The organism is Haloplanus ruber, assembly GCF_024494725.1.
Classification (GTDB): domain Archaea; phylum Halobacteriota; class Halobacteria; order Halobacteriales; family Haloferacaceae; genus Haloplanus; species Haloplanus ruber.
Genome location: NZ_JANHDK010000001.1, coordinates 1,151,585 through 1,172,597 on the forward strand (window position 1 = coordinate 1,151,585; position 21,013 = coordinate 1,172,597).

Here is a 21,013-nt window from a genome sequence, read left to right on the forward strand (position 1 = left end):
GGGACGCGGGATCAAAATTGGTCCAGCGTGGTTTGGAGACCCGCGACCATCGTCGACTTGCGCCGGAGGTCGGCGAGCGACGCAGGGAGGTAGTCAGCGACACCCCGCACCGCGTCGGCGAGGGTCTCGGCAGTGGCGTGTTCGCCATCGAAGGCGTGGCGGACGCCTTCGCGGACCTGCCAGACGCCGGCCGGTCCCCAGTAGTCGTCGGAGACGTGCCGCAGGACGAGACACTTCGCCTGCCGGCCCCGGTCGTCGAGGTGTTCCAGCGCCGCCAACCGCGCCGCGTGGTACGCCCCGGCCGTCTCCTCGACGTAACCGGTGCGCCCCTCGTAGCCCTCGCGGTCGGCCGCAAGCCACATGCCAGCCTCGGGGTCTGGATTCCAGACGCTCCCCGGCGCCTTCAGTTCGACGAGTTCGTACTCCCACTGGCCGGGCGCGAGGATCACCCAGTAGGCGTTGCCGAGAAACTCGTTGCGGTGGATCTCCACCCCGTTCACGCTCGGCGCGTCGCGCAAGGACCCGCGCAAGAACCCTCCGACGGTGTCGTCGACGGCGGTGATCGACCACCGCGTCGGGACGAGTCGGCGGTGCTCCGCCCGTCCCAAGGCCCCCGCCGAGAGGATGGTGTTCACCTCGTAAACGTCGAACCCGCGGCGATAGAGGTAGTTGATCGCCCCCTCGGCGCGCCAGTCGTCGTCCTCCAGGGTCTTCTCGACAGCCCGGGGAACGTGAGGATTCTCGCCGAGGCTGGCCGACCGGGCGGGGGCGCTGGGACCGGTCGGGGCCGAGGCGCCGTCGGCGTCGAAGTCGACGGTCGGGTCGGCGTCGAGACCGATTTCGACGTCGACCGGACGGTCGGCGATGGCTACCTCCCGGCCGACGCCGACGAAGCCCTCCCAAGTATCCGCGGCGTCGACCGACGCCGAGCGGCGGGAGTTGAGCAGGCTGGTCCGCCGGCGGAACACCTCCGTCAGGTCGACGCCCTCGTCGTACCACGCGCCGCTGGTGACGAAGCGTCCGGCGTCGCCCTCGTTCCCGACCGGCGAGAGGATGCCGGTCGACACCCGCGGGTAGTTCGACCGGCCGACGAAGATGGAAGGGGAGACGCTACCGACGACTGCGTCGCCAGAGACGGTGCGTTCGATCCGGTCGGTGACGCGTTCGACGTGATCGAGGATCTCGTAGGATTTCTCCGCGGCGAGGCGTCGTCGCTCGGCGCGTTCGTTCGCCTCGATGTCGACGAAGTCGTCGAGGCGCATGGAGGCGGTAGCAGTGGCGAGGGTTTGATACTGTCGCTGTCGGTCGTCCGCGGGCGGGGCATCCCGGCGGGAGGTCCTAACTGTGGATGCCCATCGCTTCGATCTGCTCTTGGTAGCGGTTGCGGATGGTGACCTCGGTCACCTGGGCGACGTCGGCCACCTCGCGCTGGGTCTTTTTCTCGTTACAGAGCAGCGAGGCGGCGTAGATAGCCGCCGCGGCGTAGCCGGTCGGAGACTTGCCCGAGAGCAGTCCCTTCTCGGCGGTCGTCTCGATGATCTCGTTGGCCTTCGACTGGACCTCCTCGCTGAGTTCGAGTTCCGAACAGAATCGTGGGACGTACTTCTTTGGGTCGACGGGTTTCATCTCGAGGCCGAGTTCCTGAGAGATGTAGCGGTAGGTCCGACCGATCTCCTTGCGTTCGACTCGTGACACCTCGGAGATTTCTTCCAGCGACCGGGGGATGCCCTCCTTGCGACAGGCGGCATAGAGGGCGGCGGTGGCGACACCTTCGATCGAGCGCCCGCGAATGAGGTCCTCGTTGAGCGCACGGCGATAGATGACCGAGGCGACCTCCCGTACCGACCGCGGGACGCCCAGCGCCGAGGCCATCCGGTCGATTTCGCTCAGCGCGAACTGGAGGTTTCGCTCGCCCGCGTCCTTCGTCCGGATGCGCTCTTGCCACTTTCGCAGTCGGTGCATCTGTGAGCGCTTCCGAGAGGAGATAGAACGCCCGTAGGCGTCCTTATCCTTCCAGTCGATGGTCGTCGTCAGCCCCTTGTCGTGCATCGTCTGGGTGGTTGGGGCGCCCACCCGCGATTTCTCCTGGCGTTCCTGGTGGTTGAAGGCCCGCCACTCCGGCCCGGGATCGATCTGCTCTTCCTCGATGATGAGGCCGGTCTCCTCGTGGATCAGTTCGCCATCCGCCGTCCTGACGAGATCCTCGGGATCGAGATCGTCGAGATCGACATCCGTGTCGTCGGTTTCTTCCTCCTCCTCGCCCTGCCATCGCGTTCTGTCTTCCCGCTGGCGGGTGGGCCGTGTCATCGCGTTTTTATACTCGTAGCTGGCGGTTACTTAATTCCTTGGCTGCCACCGACGCCGCCCTTCGAAGCGTTCGGGGCCGATGTCAGACTCCGGGGCGCCGGGCCGGTGACGGGCGAAGGACTTATCCGGTGAACCTAACACCTATTCGTTGATGTGTCGGGAGATGCGGCGGGAACCCGCCTGGGTATCAGCCATCAGGCTCGCGCTTCTCGAGGGCTGTGTCGACGTTGACAGCGTCATCGAGGAGGCGAACCTGATCCCCGGGCGGGAGCGGACGGTCCGCGACGTGCTCTCGACGATGGCCGAGCGTGACCTCCTCGAACCCGTCGGCGACGACGCATACGTCCCCGGCCCGGTGTTGCTCGACTCCGACCGCTTCGACCTGGACTTCGACCGGGCTTCCGACGGCGGCGCCCACCGCTGGAAGTCGACCGGATGACCGGCAGGGTGGTATAGCATAAACTATGTATGCGCTACGCCCGTGGCTGTGACCGATGGGCAAGCTCAGCGATACGAAGATTTCGGAGAAGAACCTCACCACCGTCCCGAAACCGGTACGAACCTTTCTCGACATCGGCGCCGGCGACCGGGTCGAGTGGCACGTCGAGGAGGGCCGGATCGTCGTCGAGCCTCAGGACGACTAGAGGTCGTCGGGTTCGTCGACGTCGCGCCGGACGCCGGGGTCACCAGTCTCGACGAGTTGCCCGTGTTCGAGGAGGAGTTCCCGCCCCCCGACGTCGCCGGTCACGTCGGCGAGAGCGTCGAAAAAGCGGTCGGCGAAGAGTACCGGATTCCCTCGTGTGCCGTCGTGTGCGGCCGCGAGCGCGTCGCCAACCCCGGCAGCGTGGGCGTCGACGAGTCGTTCGACGCTGGCCGGCGTGACGAACGGCATGTCGCCGAGAGCGACGACGACCGCCGAGGCACGATCACGGACCGCGTCGACGCCGACCCGGACCGAAGACGCTTGGCCGCTCGCGTAATCCTCGTTGTAGGCGAGTTCCACGTCGAGGTCGGCGAGTGCGGCACGGACTCGGCCGGCCTCGTGGCCGACGACGACGGCGACCGGGTCGACCGGCGCATCGAGGAGCGTCCGCGCGGCGTGACGAACGAGCGGATCGCCGTCGTGGGTCGCGAGCAGTTTGTTGCGGTCACCGTACCGGTCGCTAGTGCCGGCGGCGAGGAGGACACCGGCGACCGACGACGAGTCCGTGGCGTCGAACGGCGGGGTGACGACCGGGAGACTCATCGCTCGACGACCGGGTAGGGGACCACCTCGACTGCGTCACCACGGTCGACCGCCGACTCGGTGAGGACGAAGCCGTCGGCCCGTGTCGCACGCGTGCTCGACGAGAGGACACTGGGATCGAAGGTGTCCTCGTACACCGACAGCGGGGAGTCGGCGTGACCGAGGGGGGTGGCCGTCCCGTCGTCGAGGGTGACGGGGACCGCGTAGGTGAAGCCGGGGGCGCCGATGCCGACGGCGCGAGCCAGTCGTGCCGTAACGGTCGGAAGTGCGGTGTCGCCGGTGAAAAACGGGCGGGCGACGAGGCTCGTGACGGCGTGGGCACCGACGGGTTTGCCGGGGATAGCGAAGGCAACGGCGTCGTGATCGGGGAGTTCGGCGACGGCGATGGGCTTTCCCGGGCGCAGGCGCACGCGGTGGAAGTGAATCTGGCCGAGGCTGTCGAGTGCCCGTACCACGAAGTCCTTGTCGCCGACGCTGGTCCCGCCGGTGGTCATCACCACGTCGTGGTCACGTGCGAGCGCCGCGATGCGCGACTCGACGCGGTCGTAGTCGTCGGAGACGGTCCCCTCGTAGGTAGCCTCGTGACCCCACGACCGGACCAGGCCGGCGAGCATCGCGGAGTCGAGGTCACGCTGGCTCCCCTCGTGAATCTCGGTGCCAGTCGCCAGCAGCCCCACCGAGAAGCGGTCGCGGACGGCCACCGATTCGACGCCGAGGTCGGCGAGTAGAATGGCGTCCTTGGGACCGAGACGTTCTCCGGCCGCGAACAGTCGTTCGCCCTCGGCGACGTTGCTCCCGCGCTCGTAGACGTAGGTCCCGGGGTCGAGGTCGGTCCCGTCGAGTCGGCCGTCCGTGACCCGTGCCTCCTCGCGTTTCAACACCGCGTTGGCCCCTGCTGGGAGCGGGGCACCCGTGGCGATGCGGGTCGCCTCGCCGGCGTCGATGGCGCCAGGGTCGTCCTCCGGAAAGACCTCGGTGTCGACGACGTCGAACGGGTAGGAATCGGTCGCATCGAAGGCAAACCCGTCCATGGTGGCGTGACTGTGTGCGGGGACATCGACCGGAGCATCGATTGGCTCGGCGACGGTGCGGCCGGCGATGCGGTCGAGCGGAACCGTCTCGATCCCCAGACGTGACAGCCACGCTTCGCGGAGGGCACTGACCCGTTCGGCAGCCTCGTCACAGTCGATCAGATCGTCGTGGGTGTGGTCCGACATAGTGTTGACTTAGGGTACGAAAGTACGTCACTAACTTTTATTACTATGATTCCTCATACTACGATCCGTGCTAATAGTATGCACATAGTGGAGGGTTATAAAAGATGATGGTGTTCAATGTACGACGACGCGGAGGGATCGGCCGATGAACTTCGAAGGCGAATTCGAGCTGGAAAGTGTACCACCGGAGACGGCGTGGAGTGTTCTCTCGGACCCGATGGCGGTTCGCGACGCACTGAAGGGGTGCCGGTATATCGCCCCGATGGACGACGACTTCAATTTCGACGAGTACGAGGCCGAGGAGGACGTCGAGATGCTCCCGGAGGCCGACCCGGACGAGGTGGCAGACCGGGCGTTCGTCGCCGGCCAGAAGTACGCGGCGCTGATGCAGGTGGGCGTCGGAAGCGTGAAACCACAGTTCGAGACGACGGTCACCATCACGGATCGTGACGACGAGACCTTCGAGATGCTAGCGAGCGGTGGCGGCGATGCGAGCGGGAGCAGTTTCAGCATGAACTCGGGGATGCGTATCCACGAGTTGGATGACGGCGAGGGGTCGCGGATCGAGTGGTGGACCGAAGCCGACATCTCGGGCCGCATCGCACAGCTCGGGTCCCGGGTCATCAAGCCCGTCTCCAATAAGATCGTGAACAACTTCTTCAACAACATCGAGCAGCAGATGACCGACGTCGACGAGGAGGCCGACAGCGGCGTCACCGACAGGCTGCGCAACATGCTATGAAGGCCGCATCGTTCGAACACCACGAGCCGACGACGGTCGAGGAGGCGGTGAGCCTGCTGGAGAGTCTCGACGAGCCGACGATTCTCGCGGGCGGGCAGAGTCTCGTCCCGATGCTCCGGTTTCGGCTGGCACGGCCCGACACCGTCATCGACATCAACGGCATCGACTCGCTCGAATACCTCCACGAGGAGGACGGCTACCTGCGGATCGGCGCCCTGGCCCGTCACGCCGATGTCGAGGACACGGACGTCATCGCGGACCGCTACGGGAGTTTCGCCGACGCGGCACCGCTGATCGCGGACCCCCAGATACGGAATCAAGGCACCGTCGTGGGGTCGATGGCACAGGCCGATCCCAAGGGCGACTGGGGAAGCGTCCTCATCGCCCACGACGGCGAGGTGACCGCGCGGGGACCGGACGGCGAGCGGACCATCCCCGTAGACGAACTCTTCCTCCTGCCGTACGACACGTCGCTGATGGACGACGAACTCCTGACGGAGGCTCGCGTCCCGGCGCCGGTCGAGGGCGAGGGAAGCGCGTACCACAAGCTGAAACGCAAGACCGGCGACTACGCCATGGCCGGGGTAGCGGCTCGACTCGTCCTGGACGACGACGGCCGGATCGAGGACGCGGGCATCGGCATGACCGCCGTGGACATCACGAACGCCCGCGCGGCCGACGCGGAGGCCCACCTCGAGGGTGAGCGGCCAAGCGCCGACCTGTTCGAAGAGGCCGGCGAGTTGGCTGCCGAGGCGTCGAACCCCGAGTCGGACGAACACGGCGATGCCGGGTACAAAGAGCGGATGGTCGACGTGCTGACGCAGCGAGCGCTCGGCGACGCCGCGGAGCGTGCCGGCGCGGTCAAGCGGAGGGTTCCACAGTGACTGACAAACGCGAAATCACGCTGACGGTCAACGGTACCGAGCGGACGGTCGAGGCCGAGCCGCGCAAACTGCTCGTCCACGCCATCCGCGAGGACCTGGACCTGACTGGCACTCACATCGGCTGTGACACGGGTAACTGCGGCGCCTGTACCGTCCTCAAGGACGGCGAGCCGATCAAGTCCTGTCTGACCTTCGCGGTCCAGGCCGACGGAAGCGAGATCATGACCGTCGAAGGGATGGAGGATCTGCCCGAGGCGAGCGGCGAACTGCACCCGCTGCAGGAAGGGTTCCGCGAAGAACACGGGCTGCAGTGTGGCTACTGTACGCCGGGCATGATCATGTCGGGGAAGGCCCTGCTGGACGAGAACCCCGACCCCGAGGAGGGCGAGATCCGGGAGGCAATCAGCGGCAACCTCTGTCGGTGTACTGGTTACCAGAACATCGTCAAATCCATCGAGTACGCCGCCGACGAGTTGAACAAGGAGCCAGCGGCCGCGGACGGCGGCACTGTCACCGCCGAGCAGCGGTTTGCGGACGACGACTTCGACTGCGGCGTCGAGAACTGCTGTGGCGGCCCATCGACGGAGACGCCCCACGTCGAGGGTGCAGATCCGCAGTTCGACGACGTTGGAGGTGACGACACATGAGCAGCGAATCAGACAACACGACCGAACCGACGGAGTACCAACACGACGACGACGGTGGGCCACAGCCCGAGAAACACTGTGGCCACGGCCGTGGCGGAATGGGCGAGGAGGTCACCCGCAAGGAGGACAAACGCTTCATCACCGGTCGCGGCAACTACGTCGACGACATCAAGAAGCCGCGGATGCTCCACTGCGAAATCGTCCGCAGTCCGCACGCTCACGCGCGGATCGAGGACATCGACGGCTCGCGGGCGATGGCGCTCGACGACGTGGTGGCGGTGTTGACCGCCGACGACCTGCTCGAACACGGCCTGGCGACCATGCCGACGCTCATGGACGACACCCAGGACGTGCTCGTCAACGACAAGGTGAAGTTCCAGTCCCAGGAGGTGGCGGCGGTCATCGCGACCGACCGCTACGCCGCAAAGGACGGGGCCGAGAAGGTCGAAGTAGAGTACGACGTCCTCGATCCGGTCATCGGCGCCGAGGAGGCACTGGAGGACGACGCGCCGGTCATCCGCGAGGAACTCGACGATCAGGACGACAACCACATCTTCGACTGGGAGACCGGCGACGCGGAGGCGACCGATGCGGTGTTCGACGCGGCGGACGTAACCGTCGAAGAGCAGATGGAGTACCAGCGCCTCCACCCGGCACCCATCGAGACCTGTGGCTGCGTGGCCGACTGGGACCCTGGCGACGACAAGATGACGGTCCACATGACCTCGCAGGCACCCCACGCACACCGCACCCTGTTCTCACAGGTGTCGGGAATCCCCGAACACAAGGTTCGGATCGTGAGCCCGGACGTGGGCGGTGGCTTCGGTAACAAGGTGCCGATCTACCCCGGCTACGTCGTCGCCGCCGCGGCGTCGTACGTCCTCGAACGGCCGGTGAAGTGGGTCGAAGAGCGCTCGGAGAACATCCAGACGACGGGGTTCGCCCGCGACTACGACATGACGGGCGAACTCGCCGCGACGGAGAACGGCGAGATCAAGGGTGTGAAAGTCGACGTGCTCGCCGACCACGGCGCGTACAACGCGGCGGCCCAGCCGTCGAAGTTCCCGGCCGGCTTCTTCAACATCTTCACGGGGTCGTACGACATCGAGGCGGCCCACGGGTCGTTGACGGCGGCGTACACCAACACGGCCCCCGGCGGGGTCGCCTACCGGTGTTCGTTCCGCGTCACCGAGGCGGTCTACCTCATCGAGCGGATGGTGAAGGTACTCGCGGACGAACTCGACCTCGACCCCGCGGAGATCCGTCGGCGGAACTTCATCCCCTCGGATGCGTTCCCCTACGAGTCCGCCACCGGGTGGAACTACGACTCCGGCGACTACGAGAAGGCGCTCGACAAGGCGCTGGAGATGGCCGACTACGACCACTACCGCGAGGAACAGCAGCGGCGGATCGAGGAAGACGCCGACAAGCTGATCGGCATCGGCATCTCCTCGTTTACCGAAGTCGTCGGCGCAGGCCCCGGCAAGCAGTGTGACATCGCGGGCATCGAGATGTTCGACTCCGCGGACCTGCGGGTGAACCCGACGGGCAACGCGGTGTTGCGGGTCGGCGTCCAGACACAGGGTCAGGGACACGAGACGACGTTCGCCCAGATCATCGCCGAGGAACTCGGGATGGACGTCGACAACATCGTCGTCGAACACGGCGACACGGACACGGAGCCGTACGGACTCGGCACCTACGGCTCGCGGTCGACCCCTGTCGCGGGCGCGGCGGCCGCCGTCGCCGCCCGGAAGGTGCGCGATAAGGCCAAATCCATCGCCGCCAACGAACTCGAAGCGGCGGAGGAGGACATCGAGTGGGACCGCGAGTCCGGCGAGTTCCACGTCGCTGGCGCCCCGGAGCGCTCGATCACGATCACCGAGATTGCGGCGGGCGCCTACATGAACCACCCCGGAAGCGAGGAACCCGGGCTGGAGGCGACGAACTACTACGACCCACCGGAGATGACCTATCCGTTCGGGTCGTACATCGTGATCGTCGAGGTCGACCGCGAGACCGGCGAGGTCGACTTCGAGAAGTTCGTCGCCGTCGACGACTGTGGCAACCGTATCAATCCCATGATCATCGAGGGGCAGATCCACGGCGGCCTCGCCCAAGGGATCGGCACCGCGATGATGGAACACGTCACCTACGACGACAACGGGAACGTCACGGGTGGCGACTTCATGAACTACCTCCTGCCGACGGCCAAGGAGATTCCCAACTTCGATACAGGGCATACGGTCACGCCCTCGCCCCACCACCCCATCGGCGCGAAGGGCGTCGGGGAGTCGCCGACGGTGGGATCGCCGCCGGCCATCGTCAACGCCGTCGTCGACGCGATGAGTCACTCCGGCGTCTCGCACGTCGAGATGCCGATGACACCCGACGCGGTCTGGGAAGCGCTGGACGAGGCCGAACTCACGCTCGAACCCAGCGCGAACGTCGACTTCGCGTTCGACACGAGTGAAGAGCCGGCCGACGACTAACCGGGGCGAGCCGCCGCCCCATTTTCGAGCACACTGGATCACCACAGATGACACGGGACGACACGCGACGGGACGAATCGAGCGACGACGGGGCTGCCTTAGAGCGGGCGCTCGCGGAGCGCGGCGAGGCGTACGCGCGGGTGACGGTCGTCCGCCGCGAGCCACCGGTCTCCGCGAACGTCGGTGATCGGGCGGTCGTGACGCGGTCGGGTGAGATTCACGGCTGGATCGGCGGCATGTCGTGTGCGCAGTCGATCGTCAGCGAGCAGGCGACAGCCGCCATCGAGGACGGCGAGCCACGCCTGCTCGGTATCGCCCCCGACCCCGACACGGTCGACCGCCCGGGGGTGTCGGCGTTCCCCATGCAGTGTCACAGCGAGGGCGTCCTCGAACTGTTCGTCGAGCCGGTGACGCCGGCGCCGGAACTGCTCGTTGTCGGCGGATCGCCAATCGCGCGGTCGCTCGCGCGACTGGCCGCCGAACTCCCCGTCGACGTGACGGTCGTGGACCCGGACGGCAACGCCGACGGCCTGCCGGCGGGAACGGCGGTGACGGCGACCACCGACCCGGAGGACATCGCCGCGGAGGTGGGGACGGCGCCGCTGGTCGTCGTCGCCTCGATGGGCGGCTACGACGCTCGCGGGGTGGCGGCCGGCGTCCACGCCGACGCAGGCTACATCGGTCTCGTCGCCAGCGACACCCGGTGTGCGGAGGTGATCGAGCGGGCGGCCGGTCTCCTGGACCGCGACCCGGACGCAGTGGAGGCGGCGGTGACGAACCCCGCCGGGGTCGACATCACGGCCCACACCCCGCCGGAAATTGCCGCGAGCATCCTCGCGGAGGTGGTCGACGTGCGGGCGCGGGCTGTGGGTGCCGACGCCGAGGGCGAGACGGACACGGCTCCCGACACCGACGCCGACGCGACCGATCCGGTGTGTGGCATGACGGTTACACCCGACGAGGCGGCCGCGAGCGTCCACCACGACGACGAGACGTACCACTTCTGCTGTCGCGGCTGCGCTGACTCGTTCCGTGCCGATCCAACGGCGTATCTGGAGGAGGACTCGACGGCCCCAGCATGACCCGGAACACGTCGTTCGAGTCGGTGTCCGAGTCGGACCTCGAAGCGCGGTTCGAGCGGGCGGACTACGTGGCTGACGACCGCACGGTGGCGACGGTCAGCCTCGCGCTCCAGCTTGGGCGGCCGCTGCTGGTCGAGGGGCCGCCAGGGAGCGGCAAGACGGAGCTTGGAAAGGTGCTCGCAGAGTCGTTCGAGACCGACCTGATCCGTCTGCAGTGTTACGAGGGGCTGACCGCGGAGAACGCCCTCTACGAGTGGAACTACACCAAACAGCTGCTCGCGGTGCAGGCCGACGAAGGAAGCGTCGCGGACGACGACGGCGGCCGGTCGGTGTTCGACGAGGAGTACCTACTAGAGCGGCCGCTCCTCCGTGCGCTCACCGCGGGCGACGAGACGCCGCCGGTCCTGTTGATCGACGAAATCGACCGCGCGGACGAAGCGTTCGAGGCGTTCCTGCTCGAACTGCTCTCGGACTTCCAGGTGTCGATTCCGGAACTCGGCACCGTCGGCGCCGACCAGCCGCCGGTTGTCGTGCTCACCTCGAATCGGACCCGGGGGCTCTCGGACGCGCTCAAGCGCCGCTGTCTCTACCTCCACGTCGATCCGCCGGCGTTCGAGGACGAGTACGACATCGTCCGCCGGAAGGTGCCGGAACTCGACGCGGCGGTGGCGGCCGAGGTGTGTGCCGTCGTTGCCCGCCTCCGCGAAGAGGCCTTCCTCAAGCGGCCGGGCGTGGCCGAGACGCTGGACTGGGCGCGCGCCGTGGCACGGCTCCGGACCGACGACGAACCGCTCTCGGCCGACGAAATCGAGCGCACCATCGGCTGTCTGCTGAAGGAAGTCGAGGACGTGGAACGGGTGGATACCGAGTTGCTCGAACAGTTGCGGGAGGCGGCCGCGGCCGCCGGAGACCAACTCGAAGCGTAACGCATGGCCCCAAGCGACGACCCGGACGCCGGTCTCGACGCCCCGCCGACGGACGGCCGCGACGACCTGCCCGACTTTCGCGCTGCGCGACAGCACGTGCTGATCGAGACGATACGGCTCGGCGGGATGCTCCGACGCGAGGGCGTCTCCGTCCCGACCAGCGGATCGCTGGCGGCGGCACGTGCGCTCGCGACCGTCGGACTGGGTGACCGAGACGCCGCCGAGGCAGCGCTACGAGCGACGCTCGTCTCCGAGGCGTCGGGTCTCGACGCCTTCGACGAGGCGTTCCCCGAGTTCTGGCACCGGCTCCGGTCGGGCCTCGACGCCATCGCGACGGACCACGAGGGACCGTCGCCGGAGAGCGGAGAGGGCGACGACGACCCCGTGGCCGACAGCGATTCGACCCCCGACGACCCTGGGCTGCTTGCGGACGCGGAGGCCCCGGAGATGAACGGGGACGGCTCGGGCGACGTGGAGGTGCGGGTTCCGACGGAGCGCCGGCACGTGACGGGCGACCGACCGGCCGAGACGGGAGACGGAGACGCCAGGCGATACAGCGCCGTCGGCGAGGGTGGCCAGGTCGACGTGGACGCGGCGGAGTTGACCGTCGCGGAGTCCGCGGCCATCGAGCGGTTCGTGGACGCACTCGCGACCCTCCCCGGGCGGCGCCAGCAGGCGTCGCGGACGGGCGACCGGGTGGACGCGCGACGGGCGCTCCGGGCGAGCCTAGAGACGGGGGGCGCGGCTATCGACCTGCCGCGTCGGGAGCCGACGCCCAGTGAACTCCGGTGTTGCCTGCTCGTCGACGTGAGCGGATCGGTGCTCGACACCGTGGATCGGAGCGTCCTGCTCGCGTTCGCGGACCGACTGCACGCGAGCGCCCGAGACGCGCGAGTGTTCCTTTTCGATACCGACCTCCGCGACGTGACGGCACAGTTCGACCGGGCAGGCGGCGACCCGGCGGGCGCGCTCCGGGACGCCGCGGTGGAGTGGGGCGGCGGCACCGAAATCGGTGGGGCGTTCACGACGCTCCGGCGGGACCATCCCCACGCAGTCGACCGGCGGACGGCCGTCATCGTCGTCAGTGACGGCCTCGACGTGGGCGACGAGGACGTCCTGAAGGACGGCGTGACGTGGCTGGCAGACCGCGCGGGCGCGCTGCTCTGGCTCAACCCGCTCGCCGTGTCGTCGGAGTTCGAGCCTCGGTCCCGCGGGATGGCGACGTGCGAGCCGTACGTCGACGCGCTCTTTGGCTTCGCCCAACCGGCCGACCTCGCGGAGGCGGCCCGACAGATCGAACGCCGGGGCCTCACCGGCCCGGTCGGGTACGAGTACGACCGTCGGCGGAACGGATCGGGGGGTGACGGGTCGTGACGGCGTCGGTGATCGCGCGGGTCGCTGACCGTCTCCGTGCCCGTGGCGCGACGGAGAGCGCGAGCGTCGACCGGATCACCGTCGGAGACGCCGTCGTGCTGGTGGAGCTATCCGACGCGGCCGGTCTCGCCCATCGGCCGCCGGGTGACGTACCGCCGACGGACGACATCGACATCGGGCGCCTGCTGACGTGGGCGATGGACGACACAGCGGCCACCCCCGTTCGGCGGGCGCTCGGCATCGCGACGCTGAACGCGCTGTCGGCCCCCCACGTCGAGTGGCGGACGGGCGATCCGATGGCGTTGCTGGACCCCGCGGTGGATCGGGTGACGACGGTCGGCCTCTTTCGCCCCGCCCTGCGGAAGTTCGCGGACGTGACCGTGCGCGTGATCGAACGGACCCCGGTCGGCGACGTGTCGGCACCGGCGGGCGTCCAAGTGGAGACGTTCACGCCGGACGAGACGGCAACGGCGATGGCAGAGACTGAAGTGGTCTTTCTCACCGGCTCGGCGTTCGTCTACGGGGGGGCGGCCCGGTATCTGGACGCGGCACCGGCGACAGCGACCCTGGTCGTCGTGGGGGCGACGGCCTCCGTGCTGCCCGGGCCGCTGTTCGATGCGGGCGCGGACGTCGTCGCCGGAGCAGCCGTCGAGGACGCCACGCGAGTCCGAACGGCGGTTCGGCGGGGCGCCTGTGGAACGGAACTGCACGACGCCGGCGTTCGGAAGGGCTACGTCGCGGCCGACCGAGCGGACGGCGTGCGACTCGATGCGACCGACGGAGTGAGCCATGACACAACGTAACTGGAGTGTACCGGAGACGGAAGTCGTACAGCGCATCCGCGACCGACTCGACGCGGATGGAACGGACGTCCTCGCGACGGTGGTCGACATCGAGGGGAACGCCTACCGGCGACCGGGGGCGAAGATGCTCCTCGACGCCGAGGGGACGGGCGTCGGCAGCATCACCGCTGGCTGTCTGGAGGACGAACTCGTCCAGGTCGCAAGCGAGGTCAGAGCGGCCGGCGAGCCCCGACTCGTCACGTACGACCTCATGGAGGACGACGAGGGCGACGTCTGGGGGCTGGGCGTCGGCTGTAACGGCGTCATCGAGGTGTTGCTCGAACCCCTGACCGAGACGTACCGCCCGGCGGTGTCGGCGTTTGCCGACGGCCGGGACGTCGCCGTCGTCACGGTGCTCGACGGTGACGACGGGCCACTGGAGCGTGGCGACCGCGCGTACTACGACCCCGTGGACGGCTCGCTGTCGACGCCCGCGGCAGACCCCGCGGCCTGGCCGGCGGACGCACTGGCCGGCTCGGCGGCCGACTTAGCCGAACGCGGTCGGGCGGCCACCGTGACGGTCGACGGACTGACGCTGTTCGTCGACGGGCTGTCGGCGCCGCCGGAGCTCGTCGTCTTCGGAACCGGCCACGACGTGGGACCGGTGACAGAGCTGGCCGCGAAAAGCGACTTCCGCGTGACGGTCGTCGGCTTCCGTGGCGCGGTCGACCTCGCGGACCAGTTCCCGGCCGCGGACCGAGCGCTGACCACCTCGCCCGCGTCGATAGCGGACGACCTCACGCTCGGCGGGAACACGTACGCGGTCGTGATGACCCACAACTTCGTCGACGACCGGCTGACAGTCGAGGCGTTGCTCGATGCGTCGGTTCCCTACGTCGGCTTGATGGGACCTCGCGACCGATTCGAGGAGATGCGCGACGCCTTCGACGAGGAGGGGCGGACGTTCACCGAGGCGGAACTGTCGTCGCTGTACACGCCGGTCGGTCTCGACCTCGGCGGGGGCTCGCCGTACCAGATCGCTCACAGCATCGTCGCGGAGGTACTAGCTGTCGCCAACGACCGAACGCCACGACACCTGAAGGCCCGAGAGGGGCCGATCCACGAGCGAGTGGACGTCGACGCGGGGGCAGACGCCGACACGGGCGTCCCTCGATAGTCGACCGGGAACGAACGGCCTTTGAGTCGGTCGGTCGAAGTGGGGCCGATGCCGACCATCGACTGCGATCCCGAGACGGCACGACTGCGCTTGGTGGAGGCCGGCGTGACCGTCGAGTCGGGAAACACCGACCACGAGCGCTGGCGGGCGGAACGCGGCGACGCGGTGGCCGTCGCCTACGACGACAGCGTCGTTGTCCAAGGCGCCCGGCCGGCCGACCTGACCGCGTTGCTCTCGGACGCGGGCGGCCGGGCACACGTCTACTTCGACGGAGCGAGCCGCGGCAACCCCGGACCGGCCGCCGTCGGGTGGGTCATCGTCTCGGGGGATGGAATCGTCGACGAGGGGGGCGAGACCATCGGCGAGACGACGAACAACCGCGCCGAGTACGAGGCACTGATTCGCGGACTGGAGGTGGCGCGCGACCACGGGTTCGACGAGGTGGACGTCCGCGGCGACTCGGAGTTGATCGTCAAACAGGTGCGGGGAGAGTGGAACGCGAACGACCCCGGACTTCGGGAGCGACGAGTGACGGTCCGGGAGTTACTCGCCGGATTCGACCGCTGGTCGCTCGAACACGTTCCGCGGGAGATAAACGACCGCGCCGACCGACTGGCGAACGAGGCACTCGACAATGACTGATTTGCCACGCGAGGTACGGACGGAGGCCGAACGGCTCACCCGCCTGGCCCGCCGGGCGGTCGACGAGAACGAGGCGGCCGCCTACGAGCGTGACCGGGACGAACGCCTCGCGGCGTTCGATTACACCGCCCGCGTCCGAGCGGAGGACGACACGCTCGTGCTCCATCCGGCCGAGTGGTTGGAGGGTGACACGGCGCAACTGGACCGCATCGAGGACACCGACCGCGCGGTCGAGATTTCGCTGTCCGGGAGCGGCGACCCGGCGGAGTGGGAGTCGGTGGAACAGCACAACACCGCGGTAGTCGAGCGCGTCCGCGAGCGGGAGGGAGCGGTGCACGCCGCCAACGCTCGGGCGTTCGCGGACTTCATGGGCAATCACTACGCCCGGGAGGTAGAGACGGCGACGGCGGCGGAGCTACGGGAGTTCCTGACGGAGTATTTCCCGCGAAACGCGTGGCCGAGCGACGAGCAACGCGACGCCGTAGAGCAGTCGCTCGAACACGTATACGCCGTAACCGAAACCGAGATGCCCGAGTTCAGTTCTGCGCGTCGATGAGGTCACGGACCGAGTCGGCTCGGTCCTCGTCGGTGACGAACTTCGAGAGTACCCAGTCCAGCCGCGAGAGGACCGCCTCGTGGCCCTCCTCGGTCAGTTCGTACTGATTCGTTCGCTTGTCGAGTTCGCTCTTTTCGACCAGTCCCATCTCGACGAGGTTGTCGAGGTTCGGATACAGGCGACCGTGGTTCACTTCGGTCCCGTAGTAGTCCTCGAGCTGGCGCTTGATCGCCAACCCGTACATGGCCTCCTCGGAGAGGATGACGAGGATATTATGCTGAAACGCGGTCAGATCGCGAACGATGCCGGGGCTGCTGCTTACTGCTTGTGCCTCTGACATACTAGTAGACATGTCACGGAGATATTTAACCTTTCTCAAGTAAGTCTTGATTGTGAGAATTAGAGGCCCTACCCTCGGAATAGTACGTTACCAATATCAGACACATCGGTGACTGGACATGTTTGTGTTCGGCTCGAACCGACGGCGACTGCCCGGTCACCGTCGATATCGCTGCCCGGAGAGGCGCGAACGAGTCGGACCTGCGCGTTCGCCCACTCGCGCCTGTCACACCGGATTCAGTCACCGGCGTTCATGTACTTTTTCATTCGTGTTGCCGTGCTCCCGTCCCGAAAGGACTATTTGCCGGTTCGGCCGTCGTATCACTATGGTGAACCTGTGGGAAGACCTCGAACCCGGCCCGAACCCGCCCGAGACGATCACCGCCGTCGTCGAGTGTCTCAAGGGTGAGCGCAACAAGTACGAGTACGACAAGGACGTTCCCGGTATCGTCCTCGACCGGGTTCTCCACAGCAACGTCCACTATCCGAGCGACTACGGATTCATCCCCCAGTCGTACTACGACGACGAGGATCCCTTCGACGTCCTCGTCCTCGTCGAGGACCAGACGTTCCCTGGCTGTATCGTCGAAGCCCGCCCCATCGCACTCATGAAGATGGACGACGACGGCGAACAGGACGACAAGGTCATCGCCGTCCCGACCGAGGACCCCCGGTTCGATCACTTCCAGGACCTCGACGACATCCCCCAGCAGACCCTCGACGAGATTGACGAGTTCTTCGCGACCTACAAGAACCTCGAAGAAGGCAAGGAAGTCGAGACGCTGGGTTGGGAGGACAAAGCCGCCGCGAAAGACGCCATCGAACACGCACTCGACCTCTACGACGAGACGTTCGCCTGAGTCGGGCGCCGCCCCGGCCTCGCGAGCACATACCCGTCAGTTATCCATCCCACCCGGCGCATAAATTATGCGCATGGGTAATCTTTTACTCGGGAGTAGCGTACGGACTGGTATGAGCGACACTTCCCACCCCGGCCTGAGTCACGTGACCGTCGTCCCGTCGAACTACGACGCGGACGAGGAGGGGTCGACTCGGTCGGACGACGCGGGGCGCTGAACCGCCCGGGGACGAATCGACGACCGCCCCCCTTTTTGTCGACCCCGCCACTACGCAGAGGTAATGGCTCAGTGCGACGAGTGCGGCAGTCACGAGAACTTGCCGTACCAGTGTCGGCGCTGTGGCGGGACGTTCTGTGCGGAACATCGACTGCCGGAGAACCACGACTGTCCCGGGTTGAACGAGTGGAACGATCCGGACGGCGTGTTCGACAGCGGCTTCGACGATAGCGTACAGGCCGAGGGCGGGGCGAGTCAAAGCGTTCTCGACAGGGTTCCCGGCCTCGACTCGGTGACGGGGATCGGCGGCCTGCTCGGCTACTTCCGGGGGAACGTGGCGTACCTGTTTCTCGCGCTCATGTGGATCACGTTCGCCCTCCAACTGGGTATCGGGGCCGTCTTCGGACGGGAAGTGATGGCGTCGCTGTTCGTTCTCCGGTCGGATCACATCGCCTACGTCTGGACGTGGCTCACCTCGATTTTCGCCCACGGCGGCCTCTATCACATCGCCGGAAACAGCATCGTGCTGTACTTTTTCGGCCCACTCGTCGAGCGGTACGCCGGATCGAAACGCTTTGCCGCCCTGTTCCTGCTCAGCGGTGCCCTCGCCGGCCTCGGATTCGTCGGGGTCAGCATCCTCCTCGGCTCGCTCGGTCCCACGGGTGTCGTGAGCGTCGTCGGTGCCAGCGGCGCCATCTTCGCCGTTCTCGGTGTCCTCACGGTGCTCAACCCCAAACTGCGGATCTATCTCTATTTCATCATCCCCGTTCCGCTGTGGCTGTTCACCGGCGGATTCGCCGTCATCTCCGTGCTCTTTTTCCTCTCACCACAGTCCGCGTCGTCGGTGGGCCAGGGCAACGTCGCCCACCTCGCACACCTGATCGGTCTCGTGATTGGACTCGCCTACGGCAAGCGACTCAAGCGTCCGCGGAACATTCCCGATCAACTGACCTTCGGCGGCGGGCGCGGCCCGGGTGGTCCGGGTGGCCCGGGTGGTCCCGGCGGTCCCGGTGGCCCGGGACGACGGTGATCCGGCCGTGACCCCCGACCGCCCCGAGTTCGTCCCCGACCCCGACGATTCCCGCGCGGAGATGGAGCGACTCCAGCGACAGGTCGCGGACCTGGCGCGGTTCGCGGACGACCTGGCGTTCGATCCGGCGACCGTCTCACTGGCGGCCGACGCGACATCCGCCAGCGACCGGCCCGTCGTCGCCGGCGTAGATCAGGCCTTCCTCGACGACCGGGCGGTCAGCGCCGTCGTCTGTCTCCAGGGTGGGACGGTGATCGAGCGCACCTACGCGGTGACCGACCTGTCGATTCCGTACATTCCTGGACTACTCGCCATGCGCGAGGGCGGGCCGATCATCGCGGCGTTCGAACGCTTGACGACCGACCCGGACCTCGTCGTCTTCGACGGAAGTGGGCGCATCCACTACCGACAGGCTGGTCTCGCGACCCACCTCGGCGTCGTCCTCGACGTGCCGAGCGTCGGCGTCGCAAAGAACCTGCTCTGCGGGCGAATCGACGTCGACGGCGGCGTCGGCGGGCGACCGGCAGGCTGGCGGGCGCCGGTCGTGGCCGACGACGACATCGACGCTCCCGACGGGACCGTCGTCGGCTACGCCTACCAGTCGCGGCAGTACGACTCGAACCCGGTCATCAACCCGCTGTACGTGAGTCCGGGCCACCGCGTGAGCGTGGAGACGGCTGTCGACGTCGTCGCCGCGCTGTGTGGTGGCTACAAGCTTCCGGAGCCGACCCGACTGGCCGACGCGTACGCCGAGGAGTGCAAGGCCGAAGTCGGGTAGTCGCCGACGCTCCGCACGTTTTAAGCCGTATCTCCGTCACCTCCCGGTAATGAGCGACGATCAGGAACTCGGGATCACCGAGTCGAAGGAACACAGCACCGGCGAGTGGTACGCCGAGGTGGTACGCAAGGCAGGGTTAGCGAACTACGGCCCGGAGGGGATGAGCGGATTCATCATTACGCGCCCGCGTGGGTACGCGCTCTGGGAGACGATTCGAAACGAGCTCGACGCCCGATTCAAGGCGACCGGGGTGCAGAACGCCTACTTCCCGATGTTGATCCCCGAGTCGTATCTCGAACGCGAGAAGGACGTGGTTGAGGGGTTCGACCCCGAGGTGGCGTGGGTCACACAGGGCGGCTACGAGGAGTTAGATGAGCGATTGGCCGTCCGGCCGACGAGCGAGAGCATCATCGCACCGTATCTGAGCCAGTGGATCCGAAGCTACCGGGACCTCCCTACCCGCGTCAATCAGTGGTGTAGCGTGATCCGGTGGGAGGCCACAGAGACCAAGCCGTTTTTCCGCACCAAGGAGTTCCTCTGGCAGGAGGGTCACACCGCCCACGCGACCGAGGAGAGCGCTTGGTCGGAGACGCTCACGCGCCTCGACCAGTACGAGGAGGTGTACGAGGACGTCCTCGCCATGCCGGTCCTGCGGGGGAAGAAGCCCGAACACGACAAGTTCCCCGGTGCCGATACGACGACGACCGTCGAGGCGCTGATGCCGGACGGCAAGTCGGTCCAGGGAGCGACCAGCCACTACCTCGGACAGAGCTTCGCCGAAGCGTTCGACATCACGTTCACCGACGAAACGGAGGACGAACGCGTCGCCCACACCACCTCGTGGGGGCTCTCCTGGCGGGCGCTCGGGGCGCTCATCATGACCCACAGCGACGATCAGGGACTCGTTCTGCCGCCGACGATGGCGCCCGAACAGGTCGTGATCGTCCCCATCTGGCAGGAGGAGACGAAAGACGACGTGCTGACGTACGCCGAGGCTATCGCCAGCGACCTCCGGGAAGCGGGCCTTCGCGTCGAACTCGACGACCGCGACGAACACAACCCCGGCTTCAAGTTCAACGAGTGGGAGCTAAAGGGCGTCCCACTCCGGATCGAAATCGGCCCCAACGAGGTCGAGGAGGCGACGACGACGCTCGTCCACCGGCCCGACGGCGAGTCCGCCGAGGCTGACCGCGACGGTATCGTCGGAGCCGTCCGGGACCACCTCGACACCGTCCACGCCAAACTCTACGCCGCCGCCGAGGAGAACCTGACCGAGAACGTCCGGGAGGCGTCGGATCGGGCGGAGATTCTCGGGACCATCGGCCAACACGGCGGCTACGTCAAGGCGCCGTGGTGTGGCGACGAGGACTGCGAGGCGGCGATCAAAGAACCGGTGGCCGCCGAAATCGTCCTCGTGCCCTTCGAGGGAGAGGAGAGCGACACGGAACCGATCCACGAAGGCGAGACCTGTGCGCTCTGTGAGGACGACGCCGTCGAAACTGCCTACTTCGCTCGTTCGTACTGATAGCGTCGACCCCAGCGATTCCGGATACCGCCATCACGGGGCCGAACGTCACGACTGACGGTCGACCGTACGACCCTCACGGCGGCTGGCGTATCGAAGATTATCGATCATTATGTTAGTTTCGCCAAGGTATTTGGTGGAATTAATATGATATATATTACCTTGTATGTGACTAATGAAGCCTTACGGTA

At 67.1% G+C, this 21,013-nt stretch carries 22 protein-coding genes; 17 read left to right on the forward strand and 5 right to left on the reverse strand.

Going from position 1 to position 21,013, the window contains the following annotated elements; all coding sequences use genetic code 11:
* Window positions 1–11: 11 nt before the first annotated feature.
* Complete coding sequence (gene nreA / locus NO878_RS06190) at window positions 12–1,262, reverse strand: DNA repair protein NreA (protein WP_256405089.1); 1,251 nt, start codon at window positions 1,260–1,262, stop codon at window positions 12–14.
* Window positions 1,263–1,338: 76 nt separating this feature from the next.
* Window positions 1,339–2,307, reverse strand: coding sequence for a transcription initiation factor IIB (locus NO878_RS06195; protein WP_256405090.1), 969 nt, complete (start codon window positions 2,305–2,307; stop codon window positions 1,339–1,341).
* Between the two features lie 151 nt (window positions 2,308–2,458).
* On the opposite strand from NO878_RS06195, the gene NO878_RS06200 reads away from it, so the two are divergent.
* Together NO878_RS06200 and NO878_RS06205 are read left to right on the forward strand one after the other, a co-directional pair.
* Window positions 2,459–2,746, forward strand: coding sequence for a hypothetical protein (locus NO878_RS06200; RefSeq protein ID WP_256405091.1), 288 nt, complete (start codon window positions 2,459–2,461; stop codon window positions 2,744–2,746).
* 55 nt (window positions 2,747–2,801) lie between these two features.
* The gene (locus NO878_RS06205; RefSeq protein WP_256405092.1) at window positions 2,802–2,951 is read left to right on the forward strand and encodes an AbrB/MazE/SpoVT family DNA-binding domain-containing protein; all 150 of its coding nucleotides are present in this window, start codon (window positions 2,802–2,804) and stop codon (window positions 2,949–2,951) included.
* Here the strand turns inward: NO878_RS06205 and NO878_RS06210 are convergent.
* The gene (locus NO878_RS06210; protein WP_256405093.1) at window positions 2,948–3,553 is read right to left on the reverse strand and encodes a nucleotidyltransferase family protein; all 606 of its coding nucleotides are present in this window, start codon (window positions 3,551–3,553) and stop codon (window positions 2,948–2,950) included. The genes NO878_RS06205 and NO878_RS06210 overlap by 4 nt on opposite strands.
* Window positions 3,550–4,770, reverse strand: coding sequence for a molybdopterin molybdotransferase MoeA (locus tag NO878_RS06215; protein WP_256405094.1), 1,221 nt, complete (start codon window positions 4,768–4,770; stop codon window positions 3,550–3,552). The genes NO878_RS06210 and NO878_RS06215 overlap by 4 nt, the downstream gene beginning before the upstream one ends.
* A 145-nt stretch (window positions 4,771–4,915) precedes the next feature.
* Between NO878_RS06215 and NO878_RS06220 the strand changes: the two genes are divergently transcribed.
* From NO878_RS06220 to NO878_RS06270, 11 genes are read left to right on the forward strand one after another with little or no spacing between them, the layout of a single operon-like run.
* Entirely contained in the window at window positions 4,916–5,512 is a 597-nt protein-coding gene (locus NO878_RS06220) for an SRPBCC family protein (RefSeq protein WP_256405095.1), read from the forward strand.
* Window positions 5,509–6,396: an FAD binding domain-containing protein gene (locus NO878_RS06225; RefSeq protein WP_256405096.1), complete on the forward strand. Its 888-nt coding sequence runs from the start codon at window positions 5,509–5,511 to the stop codon at window positions 6,394–6,396. The genes NO878_RS06220 and NO878_RS06225 overlap by 4 nt, the downstream gene beginning before the upstream one ends.
* Window positions 6,393–7,043: a (2Fe-2S)-binding protein gene (locus NO878_RS06230; protein ID WP_343218048.1), complete on the forward strand. Its 651-nt coding sequence runs from the start codon at window positions 6,393–6,395 to the stop codon at window positions 7,041–7,043. The genes NO878_RS06225 and NO878_RS06230 overlap by 4 nt, the downstream gene beginning before the upstream one ends.
* Window positions 7,040–9,535: an aerobic carbon-monoxide dehydrogenase large subunit gene (locus NO878_RS06235; RefSeq protein ID WP_256405097.1), complete on the forward strand. Its 2,496-nt coding sequence runs from the start codon at window positions 7,040–7,042 to the stop codon at window positions 9,533–9,535. The genes NO878_RS06230 and NO878_RS06235 overlap by 4 nt, the downstream gene beginning before the upstream one ends.
* A 47-nt stretch (window positions 9,536–9,582) precedes the next feature.
* Window positions 9,583–10,617, forward strand: a complete 1,035-nt coding sequence (locus NO878_RS06240) for an XdhC family protein (protein WP_256405098.1) — start codon at window positions 9,583–9,585, stop codon at window positions 10,615–10,617.
* Entirely contained in the window at window positions 10,614–11,543 is a 930-nt protein-coding gene (locus tag NO878_RS06245) for an AAA family ATPase (protein WP_256405099.1), read from the forward strand. Before NO878_RS06240 ends, NO878_RS06245 begins: the two co-directional genes overlap by 4 nt.
* 3 nt (window positions 11,544–11,546) lie before the next feature.
* Window positions 11,547–12,917, forward strand: a complete 1,371-nt coding sequence (locus NO878_RS06250; RefSeq protein ID WP_256405100.1) for a vWA domain-containing protein — start codon at window positions 11,547–11,549, stop codon at window positions 12,915–12,917.
* Window positions 12,914–13,720, forward strand: coding sequence for a Rossmann-like domain-containing protein (locus tag NO878_RS17155; protein WP_256405101.1), 807 nt, complete (start codon window positions 12,914–12,916; stop codon window positions 13,718–13,720). The genes NO878_RS06250 and NO878_RS17155 overlap by 4 nt, the downstream gene beginning before the upstream one ends.
* Window positions 13,707–14,876: an XdhC family protein gene (locus NO878_RS06260; RefSeq protein ID WP_256405102.1), complete on the forward strand. Its 1,170-nt coding sequence runs from the start codon at window positions 13,707–13,709 to the stop codon at window positions 14,874–14,876. The genes NO878_RS17155 and NO878_RS06260 overlap by 14 nt, the downstream gene beginning before the upstream one ends.
* 48 nt (window positions 14,877–14,924) lie before the next feature.
* Window positions 14,925–15,518: a ribonuclease HI gene (gene rnhA / locus NO878_RS06265; protein WP_256405103.1), complete on the forward strand. Its 594-nt coding sequence runs from the start codon at window positions 14,925–14,927 to the stop codon at window positions 15,516–15,518.
* On the forward strand, window positions 15,511–16,074 hold the full coding sequence (locus NO878_RS06270) for a DUF7108 family protein (RefSeq protein WP_256405104.1): 564 nt from the start codon (window positions 15,511–15,513) through the stop codon (window positions 16,072–16,074). The genes rnhA and NO878_RS06270 overlap by 8 nt, the downstream gene beginning before the upstream one ends.
* Here NO878_RS06270 and NO878_RS06275 read toward each other — a convergent pair.
* Window positions 16,055–16,414 carry a PadR family transcriptional regulator gene (locus NO878_RS06275; RefSeq protein ID WP_256405105.1) on the reverse strand — a complete coding sequence of 120 codons (360 nt, stop codon included), beginning with the start codon at window positions 16,412–16,414 and terminating at the stop codon, window positions 16,055–16,057. The two genes, NO878_RS06270 and NO878_RS06275, sit on opposite strands and share 20 nt — an antisense overlap.
* A 325-nt stretch (window positions 16,415–16,739) precedes the next feature.
* Here NO878_RS06275 and NO878_RS06280 point away from each other — a divergent pair, with 325 nt between their 5' ends.
* The 4 genes from NO878_RS06280 (at window position 16,740) to proS (ending at window position 20,822) form a co-directional block, all read left to right on the forward strand.
* The gene (locus tag NO878_RS06280; RefSeq protein ID WP_256405106.1) at window positions 16,740–17,273 is read left to right on the forward strand and encodes an inorganic diphosphatase; all 534 of its coding nucleotides are present in this window, start codon (window positions 16,740–16,742) and stop codon (window positions 17,271–17,273) included.
* A 280-nt stretch (window positions 17,274–17,553) separates the two neighbouring features.
* On the forward strand, window positions 17,554–18,519 hold the full coding sequence (locus tag NO878_RS06285; protein ID WP_256405107.1) for a rhomboid family intramembrane serine protease: 966 nt from the start codon (window positions 17,554–17,556) through the stop codon (window positions 18,517–18,519).
* Between the two features lie 7 nt (window positions 18,520–18,526).
* On the forward strand, window positions 18,527–19,297 hold the full coding sequence (locus NO878_RS06290) for an endonuclease V (RefSeq protein WP_256405473.1): 771 nt from the start codon (window positions 18,527–18,529) through the stop codon (window positions 19,295–19,297).
* Window positions 19,298–19,346: 49 nt separating this feature from the next.
* The gene (gene proS / locus NO878_RS06295; RefSeq protein ID WP_256405108.1) at window positions 19,347–20,822 is read left to right on the forward strand and encodes a proline--tRNA ligase; all 1,476 of its coding nucleotides are present in this window, start codon (window positions 19,347–19,349) and stop codon (window positions 20,820–20,822) included.
* The last annotated feature ends 191 nt before the right edge of the window (window positions 20,823–21,013 follow it).